Consider the following 15,027-nt stretch of genomic DNA (forward strand, 5'->3'; position numbering starts at 1 on the left):
ACCTATGTTGAAGGCGCTATCTCTTATTTTCTTGTTGTCGGTCGCGACCCATGCCACTGCCACTAACGTTGAAGTTCTGCATTATTGGACCTCGTCCAGTGAGCAAGCCGCACTTGAATCGGTCAAACAGGCATTGGCCGAAAAAGGAGACAACTGGCAAGATTTTGCTGTTGCAGGTGGCGCGGGAGAGAGCGCATACAGTGTACTGCAAACTCGCGCTATTGCTGGCAATCCGCCCGGAGCAGCGCTGCTTGAAGGTAAGGCCATAGAGGAGTGGGCCAGATTAGGCTTTCTCTCCAGCCCTTATACACCGGAGCAAACTGTTGAATGGGATAAAGTTTTACCCCCGGCGATTGAGGCTAATATTAAATACCGTGGTGAATATGTTGCTGTGCCGGTAAATATACATCGTATCAATTGGATGTGGATTAACCCCAAACCCTTCGCCAAATTGAAACTCGCGGTGCCCACCACATGGGATGAGTTTTTTGCCGCCGCTGACAAATTACAAGCCGCTGGCTACATCCCCTTAGCACATGGTGGGCAAGCATGGCAGGACGCCACGGTGTTTGAAAATCTCCTACTAGGCATGGAGGGCGGGGAGTTCTACCGTCAGGTATTTATGGAGCAACGCAGCAGTGCTATCACGAGTGAGAAGATGGTGCAGGTGCTGGAAAAGTTTCGCCAAATTAAAAGTTATATCGATCCAGATGCTGCCAATCGGCCATGGCATGAATCGGTAGAAATGCTGCGCAGTGGCAAAGCAGCCATGATGATTATGGGCGACTGGGCCAAAGGGGAGATGATGCAAGATGGTGACCACCCCGGCAAAGAGTTTCTGTGTGCCTTGGCTCCCGGGACTCAGGGCTACTTCATCTATAACACCGACAGCTTTGCTATTTTGCAGCAGAATGGTAATCCGGTCATGGTATCCGGGCAGCGCCATTTAGCTGACGTCTTGATGGATAAGCAGTTTCAGGTCACTTTTAATAAATTAAAAGGTTCGATCCCCGCCCGTATGGATGTTTCTTTGCAAGATTTTGACTCCTGTGCGCAACAGTCCGGCAAAGCATTCCGTCAGGCGGAGGCCTCAGACAAATTATTGCCGAGCATGGCGCATTCAATGGCGACAGATGCCCAAACTAAAGAGATTTTTTTCCACGTCCTGAACTACTTTTTTACCCATCCAGAGCAGACACCGCAGCAGGCTGTGCAACAGTTGAATACTGCATTAATCGCGGTGAAATCTTAAGAGTGGCGCATCAAATAAAGTGGCTGAGTTTATAGAGGGATATTGCAGGTTCGATTATTGCAGCTTTCATGGAGCAGAAGGGCGAAGTGCCCTTCTTTAAAATGGGAAATCACAACATATCAGAGGGTTACTCCTAGATTCCTTCCGGTTCCTCATTGCTCTCATTATCTGGTGTGTCACTCTCAAGCACAAAATGAACGATTCCTCTGCTCCCGGCAGCCAGTGCTTGCTGGGCAAACTCGCTCGCAGTGGGGATTTCATCTCTATCTAACACTGTTTCTGCCAGCATCTGCATATTGGTGCCAGCAATAACTTCAAACTGAGGTTGCTGCACACTCAATTGGACAGCGCTGCGAAAAGGGGAACCACCCAGTAAATCGGTGAAGAACACGACTCCCTGCTCCACAGGTAATGCATCCAGTGCTTGTTGTAATGCTTGGTCTAACTGTTGAGTATTCATGCCGACCGGAAAATCGATAGCAATAATTTGTTGTTGGGGGCCAATGATTTGCTCTAGGGCGTTATATAACCCACTGGCAAAGCGCCCGTGGCCGGTGATGATTATGCTGATCATAGAAAGTCCTTGAGCGCTGGCAAGTTACCAGCGCATTAAAGATTGATACTGATGGGGGCTACAACACGCCGAGCCATGACAAGGCAATAGACAACACAAATGTCACCAGAATGAGTGTTACCGGGCTGACTTTCTTGGCCCGCAGCAAGTAATACATCAGCAAGGTGTAAACCATGGGCAGCAGATTAGGGAAGACTTTGTCAAAGAAAGCTTCTTGAATAGAGACTTCATGACCAGCCGTCACCGCGACTTTCGCCGCTACGGTAATATGAACATATGAAGCAATCAGCCCACCAACGACGGTCACACCGAGGATGGTCGCTGCTCTGGAAATAGCCCCCGAACTGGCCCGCAGTTTATCAATGGCTTTTACCCCCAAGGTGTAACCCAGATGAGTCCACACCACGCGCAGTAAAAATAGCGCCAGATAGACAACGAAGAAGATAATTGGCCCTAACACACTGCCCTGACTGGCAAAAGAGGCACAAACCCCGGCGACAATCGGCAGCAGAGTGAACCAGAAAATAGCATCGCCAATACCCGCCAGTGGCCCGAACAGTGCCACTTTCAGCCCCTTAATCAGGTCGCGACTTTCATGACGTTCCTCCAGTGAAATCAGTAACCCCATCAGGAAACCAACGGCATTGGTGTTGGTATTGATAAACTCCAGATTGTCTTTCATGGCAGCAGACAGAGCAGCTTTGTCATTGCCATAAATCTTCTTCAACAGTGGGACTTGGGCGCTGGCAAAACCGGTGGCTTGCATCCGCTCGTAGTTAAAACCGGCCTGTAACAGTGCCGAACGGAAACCTAACCGCGTGATATCTCGGCGTGTCAACTTGGTGGTCGGTTCTGCGCTGGCATCTGTGGTAGTGGGCAAGGTGTTAGATTCCATCATTCATCTCCTCAGGTGCAGCAGCAGCGGCGGCTTTCTTCTGTTGGTTGTAATATTCGTAGACAGCGAAAGCCGTCCCCAGTAGCGCGACAGGTAACAGATTTTGTACCGGTATAAAGGTGACAAACAGGAAACCAATGATAAAGAAAGGGGTGAACGGCGTTTTCATCATAACTTTCAACAGTAAGCCGAAACCAACTGCAGGTAAGATGCCGCCCGCCACTTCAAATCCGTGGGTTAACCACACCGGCATTGAGCGCACCAGACTTTGCATCGCCCCCTGAGAGACATAGGCACAAAGGAAGGTTACGGCGGCGTAAGTCACCGCCACTATCGCGGTTAACAACAAATTTAGCCGCCCGAGAGCCGCGCCATCCGCTTCTTCTGCATACAAATCTGCTTTCTGCATAAAGAAGGAGAATGCTGAGTAATAGAACAGAATGATGTATTGCATGAGGAAGCTAAAGGGCAGACCGAGTCCGATTGCTGTTTTCGCATCAACCCCGGTACTGTGGGCGATAACGGTGGTCATAATCCCCGCCAACACCGGGTTTGGCGGTTGAGTACCCCCAATTGGCGTCAGGCCAGTAAAGGCCAGTTCAGTTAAAGCACCGGTAATCAAACCTGTTTGGATATCACCGAGAATAGCACCCGTTAAGGTACAGACGATTAACGGGCGGAAGATATACAGCGCTTCCAGCCAGAAATCGATCCCGACAATCAGGGCCATAATTGCCAGCCCAATACCTTGCATCATTGTTATTTCATGCATAAATAATTCCGTCACCAAAGGCGTTGTAGGGCAGGGTACTGTCGGTTTTCGTCATACCGTATTGCTATACCCTGATGCGGCGGCTATTTACTGGACTTTATCTTTGCCGTCGCTCGGTGTGTCCTGAATAAAGACATTTACGTTATGCTGTTGAATTGCATGCAGGTTGGCCAGATCGTTATCATCGACATACACTTTTTTGGTCAGTGGGCGTTTGCCTTCTGAAAAGTGCATATTCCCGACATTCACATCGCGAATAGGTACCCCGCCTTCGACCAAGCGGCGAGCTTCGTCCGGTGTGCGGCAGACGATAAAAATTTTCTGTTCAGCAGAAGCTTTACCAATGACATCAATGGTTTTTTGGATGGAGAAGAAACGGATCCCCAGCCCCATAGACTCAGCTGTCATCGACATTATTTGCTGTTGAAGTTTGTCCTGTGCGACACCGTCGTCGGCGACTAATAACAGGTTTGCCCCCAGGGATGAGGACCATGCCACGCCAACCTGGCCGTGAACCAGCCGGTTATCGATGCGTAACAGCAAAATATTGGGTGATGCCATGGGTATTCTCCTACTTCGACTGCAAGCGAAACGATATTGTCTCTGTGTGTTGATTGGCACGCTGTGGTTCCGACAACCGTATCGAGAAAGTGAAAAAGTGGAAGGAAGTCCAGCGCATAGCCAGTATATGAATGGAAAAGCAGCGGTAGGCTACATGATGATATCGTTTTGTTACCCCGGTGATAGAAAGGCGGGGCAATGTTACAGAGATGAAAGATTGAGATTATCTGTGGGTTGTGACAGTAACCCCGCAGATGAGGTACTATCGCGGGCAGAAATCTACAATGAACTTGCGGTGTCTATCTTGACGAACAGTGATTGCCACCAGAGTCTGAGGATAATTGAGTAATGAGTGATTTGACTCATGACGGTGCAGAACGCTTACCGCTGCACACCTTTACTGAAAACGCCTATCTGAACTATTCCATGTACGTCATCATGGATCGGGCGTTGCCGTTTATCGGCGATGGTTTGAAACCGGTGCAACGGCGCATTGTCTACGCAATGTCCGAACTGGGGCTAAACAATAGCGCAAAATTTAAAAAATCTGCGCGTACCGTGGGTGACGTGTTGGGTAAATATCATCCACACGGCGACAGTGCTTGTTATGAAGCTATGGTATTGATGGCGCAGCCATTCTCTTATCGCTATCCATTGGTTGATGGTCAAGGGAACTGGGGGGCACCGGATGATCCTAAATCCTTCGCCGCAATGCGTTATACCGAATCTCGTTTATCCAAATATGCTGAAGTTTTGCTGGGCGAGTTGGGGCAGGGCACGGTTGACTGGGTGCCGAACTTTGACGGAACCATGCAGGAGCCGAAAATGCTACCTGCGCGCCTGCCAAACATTTTGCTCAATGGGACGACCGGTATTGCTGTCGGCATGGCAACCGATATTCCACCGCATAATGTGCGCGAAATTGCACAAGCGGTGATTGCGCTTATTGATAAACCAGCGACCTCTCTGGATGAGTTACTGGAATTCGTGCAAGGGCCTGATTTCCCAACTGAAGCAGAAATCATTACTCCGCGTGATGAAATTCGTAAGATTTACCAGAATGGCCGTGGCTCCGTGCGTATGCGGGCATTGTGGAAGAAAGAAGATGGCAGCGCGGTCATCACCGCCTTACCTCATCAGGTTTCGGGTGCCAAAGTGCTGGAACAGATTGCCAGCCAAATGCGCGCCAAAAAATTACCGATGGTTGAAGATTTACGTGATGAATCTGATCATGAAAACCCAACACGTCTGGTAATTGTTCCGCGTACTAATCGCGTCGATCTGGATCAAGTGATGAACCATCTGTTCGCCACCACGGATCTGGAAAGAAGTTACCGTATTAACATGAACATGATCGGCCTGGATCATCGTCCATCAGTCAAAGGGTTGCTGGAGATCCTGACCGAATGGTTAGTATTCCGTCGTCAAACAGTACGTAACCGCCTGAATTATCGTCTGGAAAAGGTGCTGAAACGGCTGCATATTTTAGAAGGTTTATTAATTGCCTTCCTGAATATCGACGAAGTTATTCATATCATTCGTACTGAAGATGAGCCAAAACCGCTGCTGATGCAGCACTTCGCGATTTCTGAAACTCAGGCTGAAGCGATCCTCGAACTGAAACTCCGCCATTTAGCCAAACTGGAAGAGATGAAGATCCGTGGTGAGCAAGATGAGTTAGCCAAAGAACGTGATCAATTACAGGCATTACTGGCATCCGAACGCAAACTGAATACCTTGATTAAGAAAGAAATTCAGGCAGATGCCGCAGCCTATGGTGATGATCGTCGTTCACCGTTGACTGAACGTGGTGAAGCTAAGGCCATGAGTGAGCATGATATTGTGCCTTCTGAGCCGGTAACCATTGTGTTGTCTGAAATGGGTTGGGTGCGCAGTGCCAAAGGCCATGATATTGATCCGTCTGGCTTAAGTTATAAAGCGGGTGACAGTTTCCGCGCCGCAGCGCGGGGCAAGAGTAACCAACCGGTGGTCTTTATTGATTCAACCGGCCGCAGTTACGCCTTAGACCCACTGACACTGCCATCAGCACGCGGGCAAGGTGAACCGTTGACCGGGAAGCTCACACCGCCGCCGGGTGCAACCATTGAACAGGTATTGATGGCACCAGATAGCCAGAAATTATTGATGGCATCAGATGCCGGTTATGGCTTTGTATGTACTTTCAATGATTTGGTTGCCAAGAACCGTGCCGGTAAGACGATGATTACTTTGCCGGAAAATGCCAAAGTATTACCGCCATTGGAAATTTATGGGCCGGATGACATGCTGTTATCCATCACCGCCGCTGGTCGTATGCTGATGTTCCCAGTTGCAGATCTGCCTGAGTTATCAAAAGGTAAGGGTAATAAGATAGTCTCAATCCCGGCGGCAGATGCCGCAGCGGGCAAAGATCGTCTGGTGTGGCTATTTGTTTTGCCGCCGCAAACGTCGGTTACACTTCACTTCGGTAAACGTAAGCTAACCTTGCGACCAGAGGATTTGCAGAAATTCCGTGCTGAACGCGGCCGGAAAGGTTCACCGCTACCTCGTGGTTTGCAACGTATTGATCGTGTTGATGTTGATGCGCCTGCACGGGCAATACCCACAGACAGTGAAGAGTAATATTCAACGTAATTAGAATCACAGCGAGTCAATGTAACAGGCGGCGTGCGCAATTTGCGTGCGCTGTCGCGTAACATCATTATGGTTAGGAATCTGCGCGGTGTTTTGCCTGGAAGCCGTTATACTAGCGCCGATTACGTGTCTATAAGTAAGTGTTTAAGAGGTTGTTATGCTATTAATTTTGCGCACTGTGCTGGCTGTTTTATATTGTTTTCTAGTGTGTGTCTTTGGCTCAATTTATTGCCTGTTTAGCCCACGAAACCCACGTAATCTGGCGACGTTTGCCCATCTCTTTGGCCGGATGTCAGTACTGTTTGGGATTACCGTTGAGCAGCGAATTCCCCCAGAAACAGCGAATTACGGAACTTGCATTTACATCGCTAACCATCAGAATAATTACGATATGGTCACGATGTCGAATGTGGTTCAGTCAGGTACCGTCACGGTGGGCAAAAAGAGCTTACTGTGGGTACCTTTATTTGGCCCATTATATTGGCTGACCGGTAACCTGCTGATTGATCGTGATAACCGTGCTAAAGCGCATGGCACTATTGCCCAAGTTGTTGAACAGGTTAAAAAAAGAAATGTTTCTATCTGGATGTTCCCAGAAGGGACTCGCAGCCGTGGCCGTGGCTTATTGCCGTTTAAGACCGGCGCTTTCCATGCCGCTATCGCCGCTGGAGTGCCGATTGTGCCAATCTGTGTTTCCAGTACTAACCATATCAACTTAAACCGTTGGTCGAATGGCAAAGTCATCGTAGAAATCATGCCGCCAGTTGATACCAGCGGCTATGGCAAAGATCGCGTGCGCGAGTTGTCAGAGCATTGCCGCAATTTGATGCTGGCTAAAATTGAGCAACTCGATGCAGAAATAGCCCAAGAGGCCGCAGCTAAAAAATAATCTATTGGTGTAGATAAATTCGTTATTCTGCGCTGATTATTTGGCTTGAAGTAAATTGTGAGTTTTCATTTAAACGACTCTGGTCGTGAGCGTTTTGCCGTCCTTCAGCGTTATTCGCAGTCAGGCAAAATTTTGCAGTAAGTTTGATTGTGGTTTTCACGGAGAAGATATGTCACTCAGTCGTCGCCAGTTCATTCAGGCTACGGGTTTAGCGCTAGGCGCGGGCTCGTTGCCATTGAGGGCACAGGCTAATAGTACCCAACAACCCTCTTTACCTGTTCCTCCCATACTGGAATCTCGTCGTGGTCAACCGCTGTTTTTGACTTTACAACGGGCACATTGGGCATTCAGTGGTGGGCAAAAAGCCGCTGTATGGGGTATCAACGGGATGTATCTGGGGCCGACAGTCCGGGTTTTCAGCGGTGATGACGTTAAACTCATTTACAGTAACCGTTTGACTGAGCCGGTCTCCATGACGATCAGTGGGTTGCAAGTGCCCGGCACCTTGATGGGCGGTGCTGCGCGTATGATTTCCCCAGGGAGTGATTGGTCGCCGGTATTACCGGTGCGACAACCCGCCGCAACCTGTTGGTATCATGCTAATACCCCGAACCGCATGGCCCCCCATGTCTATAACGGGTTGGCCGGTATGTGGCTGGTGGAAGATGAAGTCAGCAAAGCAATGCCGCTGCCGAGTCACTATGGGGTGGATGACTTCCCGATTATTATTCAGGATAAACGGCTGGATAACTTCGGTGTCCCGCAATATGACCCACCGGCGAAAGGCGGTTTTATTGGGGATACATTGCTGGTTAATGGTGTGCAAAGCCCGTTTGTTGAGGTTTCTCGTGGTTGGGTGCGTTTACGTTTATTGAATGCTTCCAATGCTCGTCGCTATACCTTGCAACTCAGTGATGGGCGTCCACTTCATGTTGTTGCCAGCGATCAGGGTTTCTTACCGGCTCCGGTTGCCGTACAGCAACTGTCACTCGCGCCGGGTGAGCGACGTGAAGTGGTGATTGATATGTCGCAAGGCAGCGAGGTGTCGATTACCGCTGGCGAATCCGCCGGGATTATGGACCGTCTGCGTGGGCTATTTGAGCCATCAAGCATTTTGATTTCCACCTTGGTGCTGACACTAAAACCGACCGGTTTATTACCGTTGGTGACTGATAATCTGCCAATGCGTCTGCTGTCCGACCAGATTTTGGACGGCAGTGTGGTGCGTTCCCGTGAGTTCCGCTTGGGCGATGACTTGCCAGGTATTAATGGGGCTATCTGGGATATGAGCCGGGTTGATGCTCAAGCCCAACAAGGTACTTGGGAGCGCTGGACGTTGCATGCAGATATGCCACAAGCATTCCATATTCAGGGCGTTTCATTCCTAGTGAAGAATGTGAATGGCGCGCCAGCAATGGCGGAAGATCGCGGCTGGAAAGACACGGTTTGGGTTGATGGCGATGTGGAGTTACTGGTGTATTTCAATCAGGTTTCTTCCGCGCATTTCCCGTTCTTGTTCCACAGCCAGACCCTTGAGATGGCAGACCGTGGTTCAGCAGGGCAGTTGGTGACACAGGCAGCACCGACGGTTGGTTAAGGTTTGGGCGGGCAAGTTCGGTTGTTAAAGTTTTACTGCCCTTAACCGGATCGGGTTTCGGTTGATATAAGATTAGCGACAATCTTATATCAACCGAACTGAATCACTGCTCCTTATTCCCTCATGCAAAATAGATATCCTTCCTCTTTTCATGGATAAATGCGTATAATCGCCGCCCGGTGATGATTTCTTAACCCGAACCACCTCAACTTTCCCCAATCAAAGAGTGTTGCCATGAGTACCAGCCTGATCCAGCCAGAGCGTGACCTGTTTTCTTATCAGCCTTATTGGGCTGAATGCTATGGCACTGCGCCATTTTTACCGATGTCTCGCGAAGAAATGGACATATTAGGCTGGGATAGCTGTGACATCATTGTGATCACTGGGGATGCTTATGTGGATCATCCCAGTTTTGGCATGGCCATTGTTGGCCGCATGTTAGAAGCTCAAGGCTTCCGCGTGGGAATTATTGCTCAGCCAGATTGGACAAATAAAAACGATTTCATGCGCTTGGGTGAGCCGAATCTGTTCTTCGGAGTCACTGCGGGTAATATGGACTCGATGATTAACCGCTATACCGCTGACCGCAAATTACGCCATGACGATGCTTATACGCCGGATAATCAAAGTGGTAAGCGGCCAGATCGTGCCACCTTGGTGTATAGCCAGCGCTGCAAAGAAGCCTATAGCCATGTGCCGGTATTGCTCGGCGGTATTGAAGCCAGTTTACGCCGTATTGCTCATTATGATTATTGGTCAGATACTGTGCGCCGCTCGGTTATCGTGGATGCGAAAGCTGACATGCTGGTGTATGGCAATGGTGAGCGGCCGCTGGTTGAAGTGGCGCACCGCTTGGCTAATGGTGAGAAAATTGCAGATATTCAGGATGTGCGTAATACCGTCGTGATGCGCAAAAGTGCATTGCCGGGCTGGAGTGGGGTAGATTCTACCCGTCTGGATAAACCGGGCCGTATTGAAGCTATTCCTAATCCTTATGGCGATGATTTACCCTGTGCCACGGATACTGTGCCGGAACCCGAAGCCAAGCCGGTGACGGTGCGGGCGGCGAAACCAAAGCCGTGGGAGAAGACCTATGTCTTGCTGCCATCCTATGAAAAAGTGAAAGCAGACAAAGTGTTGTATGCCCATACGTCGCGGATTTTACATCATGAAACCAACCCCGGCTGTGCGCGGGCTTTGATGCAAAAACATGGCGATCGCTATATTTGGATCAACCCACCGGCGATTCCGCTCAGCACCGAAGAGATGGACAGTGTTTTTGCGCTGCCTTATCAGCGAGTACCGCATCCGGCTTATGGCAAGTCACCGATTCCAGCCTACGACATGATTCGTTTCTCGATCAATATCATGCGTGGTTGCTATGGCGGCTGCTCATTCTGTTCGATTACCGAACACGAAGGGCGCATTATTCAGAGCCGTTCCGAAGATTCCATTATTCGTGAAATCGAAGAAATTCGTGACAAAGTACCCGGTTTTACCGGTATTATCTCTGATCTTGGTGGCCCAACGGCAAACATGTATATGCTGCGTTGCCAGTCGCCACGTGCCGAGCAAACCTGCCGCCGCGCCTCTTGTGTGTATCCTGAAATCTGCCCACATATGGACACTAACCATCAGCCGACCATCTCTCTGTATCGACGCGCCCGCGATTTGAAAGGGATCAAAAAGATCCTGATTGCGTCTGGGGTTCGTTATGATCTGGCGGTGGAAGATCCGCGCTATATCAAGGAATTAGCCAGCCACCATGTGGGCGGTTACTTGAAAATAGCGCCGGAGCATACCGAGGAAGGGCCACTTTCCAAGATGATGAAGCCGGGAATGGGAAGCTATCAGCGTTTTAAAGAGCTGTTTGATACCTACTCTAAGCAGGCCGGTAAAGAGCAGTATCTGATCCCGTATTTCATCTCCGCCCATCCGGGGACTGAAGATAAAGATATGGTTAATTTGGCACTTTGGTTGAAGAAAAACCGCTTCCGCTTGGATCAGGTGCAGAACTTCTATCCATCACCGCTGGCAAACTCCACCACCATGTATTACACCGGTAAGAACCCGCTGGGGAAAGTGGATTACAAGAGTGAGGATGTGGTTGTTCCTAAAGGTGATCGCCAACGGCGGTTACATAAAGCATTGCTGCGTTATCATGATCCGGCTAACTGGCCGATGATTCGTGCGGCATTAGAGGATATGGGACTGCAACATTTGATTGGTAGCCGCCGTGAATGTTTGGTTCCGGCTCCAACTCTCGAAGAGCAGCGTGAAGCACGGCGCGCATTCCGCCAGCATACCCCGGCGCTGACCAAACACACCTCAATCACTCGTCAACGCCAGCCTACTGGGCGAGTTGCGGCTAAAACACCGCTGGCAGCCAATAGCGCGTCTGCGGCTAAACCGTCAGTTAAACCAACCGGTACAAACCATACTGGTGCAAACAAGACTGGCGCAAATAAAACGGGTGCAAACAAAACCGGCGCAAACAGAGCGCCGGTAAATAAACCTGCTGGTACCGCCAGAGGCAAGACTAAGCATCACTAAGCTGAATCAGCTGTCAGACCCGAAAACATCCGGGTCTGGCCCCAGCCGTTTACCGCTATCCAACTTCGAAATTGCCGTCAGTTCATCTTTGTGCAGTTTAAAATCAAACACTTCAAAGTTTTCTCTGATGCGCGCGGGAGTGACTGATTTAGGGATAACAATCAGCCCACTGTCCAGATGCCAACGGATGACTATCTGTGCCGGCGTTTTGTTGTATTTCTGGGCGAGTTGACGAATAACAGCCTGATCAAACACACCTTTGCCACCCTGTGCCAGTGGGCTCCAGGATTCGGTAGCAATATGATGTGTAGCATTCCAGGCATGAATTTGGCGCTGCTGTAGCAGCGGATGTAGCTCAATCTGATTGACGGTCGGGGCAATGCCGGTTTCATCAATTAGCCGTTGCAGATGAGGAATTGTGAAGTTACAAACCCCTACGCTACGGATCAAACCTTGTTCTTTCAAGGTGATAAGCTCACGCCAGGCACTGACATAACGATCCTGTGTAGGATCTGGCCAATGGATCAAATAGAGATCTACATAATCGAGCTGAAGCTTTTCCAGACTCTCTTCCAGAGCTTGTTTTGGATTACGCTGGCTGTCATTCCACAGTTTTGTGGTAATGAATACCTCATCACGGGGAATATTAGCGGTTTTCAGCGCCTGACCAACACCGACTTCATTCTTATAAATAGCCGCCGTATCGATCGAACGATAGCCCACTTCCAGCGCTTTGCTGACAGCAAGCTGTGTTTCTTCAATACTTGCTTGCCAAACGCCAAGGCCGAGTTGTGGCATCAGATTTCCATCGTGCAGTTTGATAATGGGTTGTGTTGCCATGTTTATCTCCTTAGCTGAATACCCTTAGTGCTTGACGTTGCAAGAAGCCCGCTCCCTGCAACGCCATTTTCGTTGGGTATAGATTTGGGCTGTACCAGCCTATTTATATAACCAATGTGATAAGTTTAGTCGCTATAGCTGTGTTTATTAGACCGCAGCTTCGTAGATACGTTTGCTATCGGCTAAAGTGATATCGCCGTGTTCACCCAGCGCCGTCATGCCGTGCTCTTCCAATTTTTTGATAAGATCTGGAATGGAGCTGCCATCCAGTTTGTAAGCGGACAGGCGAGTTGCCACACCCATGGTTTCAAAGAAATGACGGGTTGCTTCAATCGCGGCATCGATACGCTGTTCTTCAGTCCCTTCACGCAGACCCCAGACGCGCTCTGCATATTGCAGTAATTTAGCGTGTTTTTGCTGTTTCTTGGCGACCAACAGTGCAGGCAATACCACCGCCAATGTTTGGGCATGATCCAACCCATGACGTGCAGTCAGTTCGTGGCCCAGCATATGTGTTGCCCAGTCTTGCGGGACACCAGCACCAATCAGGCCGTTTAATGCCATGGTGGCGCTCCACATGATATTGGCACGCACATTGTAATTTTTCGGGTCACTCAAGGCTTTTGGGCCGTCTTCGATCAGTGTTAACAGCAGACCTTCAGCGAAACGATCCTGTACTTTTGCATCCACTGGGTAAGTCAGATATTGCTCAATAGTATGAACAAAAGCATCGACCACACCGTTGGCGACCTGACGCGGTGGCAAGGTATAAGTGACTTCAGGGTCCAGCACAGCAAACAGCGGTTGCACATGTGGGGAGAAGAAATGCTGTTTATCGCCGGTACTACGGCGGCTGATAACTGCGCCATTGTTAGCTTCAGAGCCAGTAGCAGGTAAGGTCAGCACTGAGCCCATAGGGATGGCTTCAGTAATATCGCGGCCCATGGTTTCCAGAATATGCCATGGGTCTTGTGGATAATTGACGCCAGCGGCAATGAATTTGGTGCCATCCAACACTGAACCGCCACCAACAGCGAGCAGGAAGTTAATTTTCTCTTTGCGGCAAACCTCAATGGCTTTCATCAGGGTTTCGTAGGTTGGATTTGGTTCAATACCGCCAAACTCAATAAAATCAAAGCCTTTTAGTGCCTGATGAACTTGGTCAAGCACGCCATTTTGTTTGATGCTACCGCCACCGTAGGTGATTAAAATACGCGCATCGGCAGGAATCACTTTACTTAGTTGCGCTATCTGACCAGTACCAAACAGGATTTTTGTTGGGGTATGAAGGGTAAAATTTTGCATGATGATTTGTCTTCCAGCTTTTGGGTGATGAACAAACAGCAATGATGACGCTGCTAATTTTATTGGTAGCCATTGTCGGTAACCTGATGCTATACCTCAATGCACATTTCTGCCTAGCTCTTGCCTATTTCTCCAAATCACTGTAGAAAATGCCCGAAATACTGCACAATTTATGTCAGATTGTTTTAGATAACAGAAGCAGGTGAGGCACCATGGTTGAGGTTACTGATATTCAGGCACAGATGGCTGGAAAAATTGCTGGTCTGGCGCAGGGCAATGGCTTAACCCCTTCCGCTGTACCCAAGGTGAAGATTCTGTACTCCACGGTGCATCAGCCGCGCACACCTGTAATGTACACCCCCAGTGTGGTGATTATATTTCAGGGGCATAAAGTCGGTTATTTGGGCAGTAAAGTGTTTCAGTACGACCCGAAAAACTACCTTATTCTGACCGTGCCTCTGCCCTTTGAATGTGAAACCTTTGCTAGCCCTGAAATACCGCTGGCTGGAATTTATATTCATATAGATAACCAGATGCTACAGGATCTAATTATAGATATTGGTGATGATGAGCTGGATAAACCTTTCGGTAATACATCCGGCGTCAACTCATCGGCATTAACTGAAGAGATGCTGTGCGCCACTGAGCGCCTGCTGGATGTGATGTCTAATCCGCGTGATGCCAGAGTACTTGGCCCACAAATTGTGCGGGAAATTATCTACTATGTGCTGTGTGGTCAGTGTGGTGGGGCGTTGCAAGCATTGGTTAACCGCCATGGGCACTTCAATCAAATTACCAAGACACTGCGGCGTATCGAAAATCAGTTTGCCGATAACCTGAATGTGGAACAATTAGCCGCAGATGTGAATATGAGTGTCTCGGCGTTTCATCATAATTTTAAAGCCGTGACTAACACCTCGCCCCTGCAATATCTGAAATCTTACCGACTGCACCGTGCCAGAATGATGATGCTGCACGATGGGCTAAAAGCCAGCACCGCAGCCAATAAAGTGGGGTATGAAAGCGCCTCGCAGTTTAGCCGTGAGTTTAAACGCTATTTTGGCGTGACGCCCAGTGAAGAGCTTGCCAAGCTGCGCGCTAGTTGATGTAGCGCCCGCTTTTACGCTGACAAAAAAACGGCGCATAGCGCGCCGT

The 15,027-nt window shown here is 49.3% G+C and carries 12 protein-coding genes; 6 read left to right on the top strand and 6 right to left on the bottom strand.

Going from position 1 to position 15,027, the window contains the following annotated elements; translation table 11 throughout:
• Positions 1–4 precede the first annotated feature (4 nt).
• Positions 5–1,252, top strand: coding sequence for an ABC transporter substrate-binding protein (locus FTA96_RS17340; RefSeq protein WP_145574405.1), 1,248 nt, complete (start codon positions 5–7; stop codon positions 1,250–1,252).
• Positions 1,253–1,385: 133 nt separating this feature from the next.
• Here the strand turns inward: FTA96_RS17340 and agaF are convergent, their stop codons facing one another.
• The 4 genes from agaF to agaB form a co-directional block, all read right to left on the bottom strand.
• A complete protein-coding gene (agaF, locus tag FTA96_RS17345) occupies positions 1,386–1,826 on the bottom strand; it encodes a PTS galactosamine/N-acetylgalactosamine transporter subunit IIA (RefSeq protein WP_145574407.1) in 441 nt (146 codons plus the stop codon).
• Positions 1,827–1,884: 58 nt separating this feature from the next.
• Complete coding sequence (agaD, locus tag FTA96_RS17350; RefSeq protein ID WP_050108603.1) at positions 1,885–2,721, bottom strand: PTS galactosamine transporter subunit IID; 837 nt, start codon at positions 2,719–2,721, stop codon at positions 1,885–1,887.
• Positions 2,711–3,493: a PTS galactosamine transporter subunit IIC gene (gene agaC / locus FTA96_RS17355; RefSeq protein ID WP_050108601.1), complete on the bottom strand. Its 783-nt coding sequence runs from the start codon at positions 3,491–3,493 to the stop codon at positions 2,711–2,713. Before agaC ends, agaD begins: the two co-directional genes overlap by 11 nt.
• 87 nt (positions 3,494–3,580) lie before the next feature.
• Positions 3,581–4,054: a PTS galactosamine transporter subunit IIB gene (gene agaB / locus FTA96_RS17360; RefSeq protein WP_004390117.1), complete on the bottom strand. Its 474-nt coding sequence runs from the start codon at positions 4,052–4,054 to the stop codon at positions 3,581–3,583.
• Positions 4,055–4,402: 348 nt separating this feature from the next.
• Between agaB and parC the strand changes: the two genes are divergently transcribed.
• From parC to FTA96_RS17380, 4 genes are all read left to right on the top strand, one after another.
• The gene (gene parC, locus FTA96_RS17365; RefSeq protein ID WP_050108598.1) at positions 4,403–6,676 is read left to right on the top strand and encodes a DNA topoisomerase IV subunit A; all 2,274 of its coding nucleotides are present in this window, start codon (positions 4,403–4,405) and stop codon (positions 6,674–6,676) included.
• Between the two features lie 169 nt (positions 6,677–6,845).
• Positions 6,846–7,577 (top strand): 1-acylglycerol-3-phosphate O-acyltransferase, encoded by a 732-nt coding sequence (locus FTA96_RS17370; protein ID WP_145574408.1) that lies wholly within the window; start codon positions 6,846–6,848, stop codon positions 7,575–7,577.
• Between the two features lie 169 nt (positions 7,578–7,746).
• Complete coding sequence (gene ftsP, locus FTA96_RS17375) at positions 7,747–9,174, top strand: cell division protein FtsP (RefSeq protein ID WP_050123363.1); 1,428 nt, start codon at positions 7,747–7,749, stop codon at positions 9,172–9,174.
• Between the two features lie 234 nt (positions 9,175–9,408).
• Positions 9,409–11,727, top strand: a complete 2,319-nt coding sequence (locus tag FTA96_RS17380; protein WP_050123364.1) for a YgiQ family radical SAM protein — start codon at positions 9,409–9,411, stop codon at positions 11,725–11,727.
• Positions 11,728–11,733: 6 nt separating this feature from the next.
• On the opposite strand, the gene dkgA is transcribed toward FTA96_RS17380, so the two are convergent.
• Together dkgA and yqhD are read right to left on the bottom strand one after the other, a co-directional pair.
• Positions 11,734–12,567: a 2,5-didehydrogluconate reductase DkgA gene (dkgA, locus tag FTA96_RS17385; protein ID WP_050108591.1), complete on the bottom strand. Its 834-nt coding sequence runs from the start codon at positions 12,565–12,567 to the stop codon at positions 11,734–11,736.
• A gap of 147 nt (positions 12,568–12,714) precedes the next feature.
• Positions 12,715–13,872: an alcohol dehydrogenase gene (yqhD, locus tag FTA96_RS17390; protein ID WP_050123365.1), complete on the bottom strand. Its 1,158-nt coding sequence runs from the start codon at positions 13,870–13,872 to the stop codon at positions 12,715–12,717.
• A 212-nt stretch (positions 13,873–14,084) separates the two neighbouring features.
• Between yqhD and FTA96_RS17395 the strand changes: the two genes are divergently transcribed.
• Positions 14,085–14,978, top strand: coding sequence for an AraC family transcriptional regulator (locus tag FTA96_RS17395; RefSeq protein ID WP_050108586.1), 894 nt, complete (start codon positions 14,085–14,087; stop codon positions 14,976–14,978).
• Positions 14,979–15,027: the final 49 nt, after the last annotated feature.

The organism is Yersinia alsatica, assembly GCF_902170305.1.
Lineage (GTDB): Bacteria > Pseudomonadota > Gammaproteobacteria > Enterobacterales > Enterobacteriaceae > Yersinia > Yersinia alsatica.

Coding starts and splice junctions, on each gene's coding strand:
- FTA96_RS17340 (WP_145574405.1), top strand. CDS start 5: ATGTTGAAGGCGCTATCTCTTATTTTCTTGTTGTCGGTCGCGACCCAT.
- agaF (WP_145574407.1), bottom strand. CDS start 1,826: ATGATCAGCATAATCATCACCGGCCACGGGCGCTTTGCCAGTGGGTTA.
- agaD (WP_050108603.1), bottom strand. CDS start 2,721: ATGGAATCTAACACCTTGCCCACTACCACAGATGCCAGCGCAGAACCG.
- agaC (WP_050108601.1), bottom strand. CDS start 3,493: ATGCATGAAATAACAATGATGCAAGGTATTGGGCTGGCAATTATGGCC.
- agaB (WP_004390117.1), bottom strand. CDS start 4,054: ATGGCATCACCCAATATTTTGCTGTTACGCATCGATAACCGGCTGGTT.
- parC (WP_050108598.1), top strand. CDS start 4,403: ATGAGTGATTTGACTCATGACGGTGCAGAACGCTTACCGCTGCACACC.
- FTA96_RS17370 (WP_145574408.1), top strand. CDS start 6,846: ATGCTATTAATTTTGCGCACTGTGCTGGCTGTTTTATATTGTTTTCTA.
- ftsP (WP_050123363.1), top strand. CDS start 7,747: ATGTCACTCAGTCGTCGCCAGTTCATTCAGGCTACGGGTTTAGCGCTA.
- FTA96_RS17380 (WP_050123364.1), top strand. CDS start 9,409: ATGAGTACCAGCCTGATCCAGCCAGAGCGTGACCTGTTTTCTTATCAG.
- dkgA (WP_050108591.1), bottom strand. CDS start 12,567: ATGGCAACACAACCCATTATCAAACTGCACGATGGAAATCTGATGCCA.
- yqhD (WP_050123365.1), bottom strand. CDS start 13,872: ATGCAAAATTTTACCCTTCATACCCCAACAAAAATCCTGTTTGGTACT.
- FTA96_RS17395 (WP_050108586.1), top strand. CDS start 14,085: ATGGTTGAGGTTACTGATATTCAGGCACAGATGGCTGGAAAAATTGCT.